Here is a 3,697-nt window from a genome sequence, read left to right as displayed (position 1 = left end):
CGGGCCCCTGGAACCAGGCGTCGCCCTCCAGGTACGCGCGCAGCATGGGCAACGCGTCCTGACCCCAGAACAGGTGCCCCCCGCACGCCAGCGTGGGCACGCCGAACACCCCCGCGGCCAGCGCCGCGTCGGTGTTGTCGCGCAGGCGCTGTTTGACGGTGTCGCTGTCCGGCTCGACCCAGGGCCGCTGGCGCTGCGCCATGTGGTCCTGCAGCAAGGCCTGCAGCGCGGCCAGGCGCGCCGGGTCGGTCGCCTCGGCGCCGCCGTGCCACACGTGGTGGAACAGCTGTTCGGTCACGTAGCGGTTGGTCGTGCCGGGCGCATCGTCGGTGGCCGCATCGATCGCGATCGCGGTCGCCAGGCCCAGGCGCAGCAGCGCCAGCGGGTTGAAGGGGTGGGCCGCCGGCAGGTCCAGCCGCACACCGTGGTGGTGCGCCAGCCAGCGCACCTGGCGGTAGGTCCAGTCCCGCTTGCCGGGGATCTCGGCCGGGCCGAGCTGGCCGTGCGCCTTGAGCAACGCCGCGAACAGCACCGGCCGGTAGCGCAGGTCCACGCTCAGCCCCATCAGCGCCTGCGGCAGGCGTTCAAAGGCCAGGTGCGCGTAAGGCGATATCGGGTCGTACCAGAAGGTGATGGCGTGCGGCGTGTCGGTGTGCGGCATGGCGGTGCTGAGGTTCAGGCGATGGCGCCGAGCTGGCGCGCCTCGATGCGTTCCCACACCACCAGCTTCTCGTCGTCGGTCATCGCGCCCCAGGCGCGCAGCTCGTCCAGCGTGCGGTGGCAGCCCTTGCAGCGGGTGCGCTCCAGGTCCAGTTCGCAGACCGAGATGCAGGGCGACGGCACGCTCTGCTCGGGCTTGCGCTGGCGCATGTCGGCCAGGTTGAGTTTGGGCACCGTGGCGCTCATGACAGCGCCTCCACGGCCACCGTCACCTCGTGCACCGGCGCGCCGGTCAGGCGCACCAGGTCGTCGGGCGAGAGCGGGAACACGCCGTGCGGGTGCCCCGCGGCGGCCCAGATCACGTCGAAGCGGAACAGCTCCCGGTCGATCAGCGTGACCGGCGGCGTGGCGTGCGCCAGCGGCGACACGCCACCGATGGAAAAGCCGGTTTTGTTTTTCACAAAGTCGGCATCGGCCCGACCCAGCTTGCCACCGTCGGCGCAGACGATGGCCTGCACCTTCTTCTCGTCCACCCGCAGGTCGCCCGAGGTGACCACCAGCACGGCCACGTCGTCGCCACTCGGGTGGTTCTTGCGGCGGAAGATGATGCTCTTGGCGATCTGGCCCAGCGCCACGCCCAGCGCGTCGGCGGCCTGCTGCGCGGTGCGCGCCGCATCGTCCAGCATGCGCGGCGCATGCGGGTGCCCCAGCTCGGCCAGCACAGCGGTCACGCGCTGCACGCCGGGGGGGAGATTGTCTTGTGCGGAGTCGTTCATGGACACGGATGTTAAGGGGCCTTGAAAGCCCCTGTGGAAGGGGTCACCCCGCCGTGCGCTTCACCAAAAACAGCCCCGCCCCCATGGCGATCAGCACGCCGCCGAACACGCGGTTCTGCGCGCGCCGGGCTTTGGCGGTGGCCAGCCAGCGCTGCGCGCGCGACGCGAGAAAGGCGTAGCCGTGCATGACGATCACGTCGGTGAACAGGGTGGTGCACAACAGGATGAGCAGCTGCAGCCACAGCGGGCGGGCCGGGTCGATGAACTGCGGCAGCACCGCCACCACGAAGACGATGCCCTTGGGGTTGGTGACGTTGGTGAAAAAGCCCAGCGCCACGCGCTGGCGCACCGAGGGCAACCCTGCCTCGGCCGGCGCGGCAGCGCTGCTGCCAGTGGTGCTGGGGGAGGCGTGGTCGGGCGCCACCGGCGCCGTCCACTGCCGCCAGCCCAGCCAGATGAGGTAACACGCGCCCACCACCTTGACCACGGTGAACGCGGTGGCGGACGCCACCAGCACCGCGCCCACGCCCACGCCGGCGATCAGCAGGATGGTGGCCACACCCAGCTGCAGGCCGAGGATGGTGGCGCTGGCGCCGCGCACGCCGTAGGCCAGGCCGTGCGTCATGGACAGCACCGCGCCCGAGCCGGGCGAGATGGCGATCACCCAGGCGGCCGCGAAGTAGGCGAGCCAGACCGACAGTTCCATCTCAGCTGTTCCTTTTCGCCAGCAGCGCCCGTGCCACGCGCGAGCCGCTGGGCCGGCCCAGGTGCTCGCTGATGAACTGGCCCGCGTCGACCAGCGCATCCAGGTCGATGCCCGTTTCAATGCCCATGCCCTGCAGCAGGTAGACCACGTCTTCGGTGGCCACGTTGCCGGTGGCGCCCTTGGCGTAGGGGCAGCCGCCCAGCCCGGCCACGGACGACTGGAAGTTCCACACGCCCATCTGCAACGCGGCCAGCGTGTTGGACAGCGCCTGGCCGTAGGTGTCGTGGAAATGACCGCTGATGTGGTCGATGGGGAAGTGCTGCTGGGTGGCTTCGATGGCGGCCTGCACCTTGCGCGGCGTGCCCACGCCGATGGTGTCGGCCACATCCACGCGCTGCACGCCGATGCCTTTCATCAGCCCCGCCAGGTAGGCCACGCGCTCGGGCGCGATGTCGCCTTCGTACGGGCAACCCACGGTGCAGCTCATGGCGCCGCGCACCGCAATGCCGGCCGCCAGGGCTGCCGCCACCACCGGCGCGAATCGCTCGATGCTTTCGGCGATGGAGCAGTTGATGTTCTTCTGGCTGAAGGCCTCGCTGGCCGCGCCGAAGACCACGATCTCGTCGGGCTTGTCGAGCACCGCCGATTCGTAGCCCTTGAGGTTGGGGGTGAGCACCGAGTAGCGCACGCCGCCCTGGCGGGTGATGCCCTGCATCACCTCGTGGTTGTCGGCCATCTGCGGCACCCACTTGGGGCTGACGTAGCTGGTGACCTCGATCTCTTTCAGGCCCGCGGCCTGCAGGCGGTGCACCAGCTCGATCTTGACCGCGGCGGGCACGGGCTGCTTTTCGTTCTGCAGGCCATCGCGCGGGCCGACGTCGATGAGGCGGACTTTGGAAGGAATGGCGGTCATGTGGATCTCTCTTCTGAAACAGAAACACCGCGGAACTGGCTTTGCCAGGCCGCAGGTGTTGCCCCCTCGAGGGGGGATGCGGCTACGCGCAGCGAGCAAGCGACGGGGGTGGTCATGTCAATAACCGCGGACAGGATCGACCACACCCGCGATGGGCTGGCCCGCTTCCAGCGCGCGGATCTTGCCCGCGATCTGGGCGATGCTTTCGTCGCGCAGCGTGCGCGCCGAGGTGTGGGGTGTGACGGTGATCTGGGGGTGGTTCCAGAACGGGTGTCCGGCCGGCAGCGGTTCGGTGCGGAACACGTCCAGCGTGGCGCCGGCCATGTGGCCGCTTTCCAGCAGGGCGAGCAGATCGTCTTCCACCAGGTGCGCGCCACGCGCCACGTTGATCAGGTAGCCGCCCGGCTTCAGCCGCCCGAGCGTGTCGCGGTTGAGGATGTCTTTCGTGTCGGCGGTGAGCGGCAGCAGGTTGACCAGCACGCGGCTGTGGGCGAGGAAGCTGTCGAAGCCGACCTCGCCGCTGTGCGTGACCACGCCCTCGATGGCCTTGGGCGTGCGGCTCCAGCCGTGCACCGGAAAGTCGAACACCGTCAGCGCTTTCGCCACACGCTCGCCCAGCACACCCAGCCCCATGACACCGAC

At 69.7% G+C, this 3,697-nt stretch carries 6 protein-coding genes; all 6 read right to left on the bottom strand.

Going from position 1 to position 3,697, the window contains the following annotated elements:
- The coding region (locus ACR2JA_RS15775) for a 2-hydroxychromene-2-carboxylate isomerase (protein ID WP_434010028.1) at positions 1 to 661 on the bottom strand (661 nt) is incomplete at its 3' end.
- Between the two features lie 14 nt (positions 662 to 675).
- Positions 676 to 906, bottom strand: coding sequence for a DUF1289 domain-containing protein (locus ACR2JA_RS15770; RefSeq protein WP_434010027.1), 231 nt, complete (start codon positions 904 to 906; stop codon positions 676 to 678).
- The gene (locus ACR2JA_RS15765; RefSeq protein WP_434010026.1) at positions 903 to 1,436 is read right to left on the bottom strand and encodes a YbaK/EbsC family protein; all 534 of its coding nucleotides are present in this window, start codon (positions 1,434 to 1,436) and stop codon (positions 903 to 905) included. Before ACR2JA_RS15765 ends, ACR2JA_RS15770 begins: the two co-directional genes overlap by 4 nt.
- Before the next feature lie 43 nt (positions 1,437 to 1,479).
- Entirely contained in the window at positions 1,480 to 2,142 is a 663-nt protein-coding gene (locus ACR2JA_RS15760) for a LysE family transporter (RefSeq protein WP_434010025.1), read from the bottom strand.
- A gap of 1 nt (position 2,143) precedes the next feature.
- The gene (locus ACR2JA_RS15755) at positions 2,144 to 3,055 is read right to left on the bottom strand and encodes a hydroxymethylglutaryl-CoA lyase (RefSeq protein WP_434010024.1); all 912 of its coding nucleotides are present in this window, start codon (positions 3,053 to 3,055) and stop codon (positions 2,144 to 2,146) included.
- 117 nt (positions 3,056 to 3,172) lie between these two features.
- The coding region (locus tag ACR2JA_RS15750) for an NAD(P)-dependent oxidoreductase (protein ID WP_434010023.1) at positions 3,173 to 3,697 on the bottom strand (525 nt) is incomplete at its 5' end.

Source organism: Hydrogenophaga sp., from assembly GCF_051007235.1.
Classification (GTDB): Bacteria; Pseudomonadota; Gammaproteobacteria; order Burkholderiales; family Burkholderiaceae_C; genus Hydrogenophaga.
This window is presented reverse-complemented; position numbering and strand designations above follow the sequence as displayed.

Excerpts from the sequence above, each read along its gene's own strand:
- ACR2JA_RS15770 (WP_434010027.1), bottom strand. The coding sequence starts at position 906 with ATGAGCGCCACGGTGCCCAAACTCAACCTGGCCGACATGCGCCAGCGC.
- ACR2JA_RS15765 (WP_434010026.1), bottom strand. The coding sequence starts at position 1,436 with ATGAACGACTCCGCACAAGACAATCTCCCCCCCGGCGTGCAGCGCGTG.
- ACR2JA_RS15760 (WP_434010025.1), bottom strand. The coding sequence starts at position 2,142 with ATGGAACTGTCGGTCTGGCTCGCCTACTTCGCGGCCGCCTGGGTGATC.
- ACR2JA_RS15755 (WP_434010024.1), bottom strand. The coding sequence starts at position 3,055 with ATGACCGCCATTCCTTCCAAAGTCCGCCTCATCGACGTCGGCCCGCGC.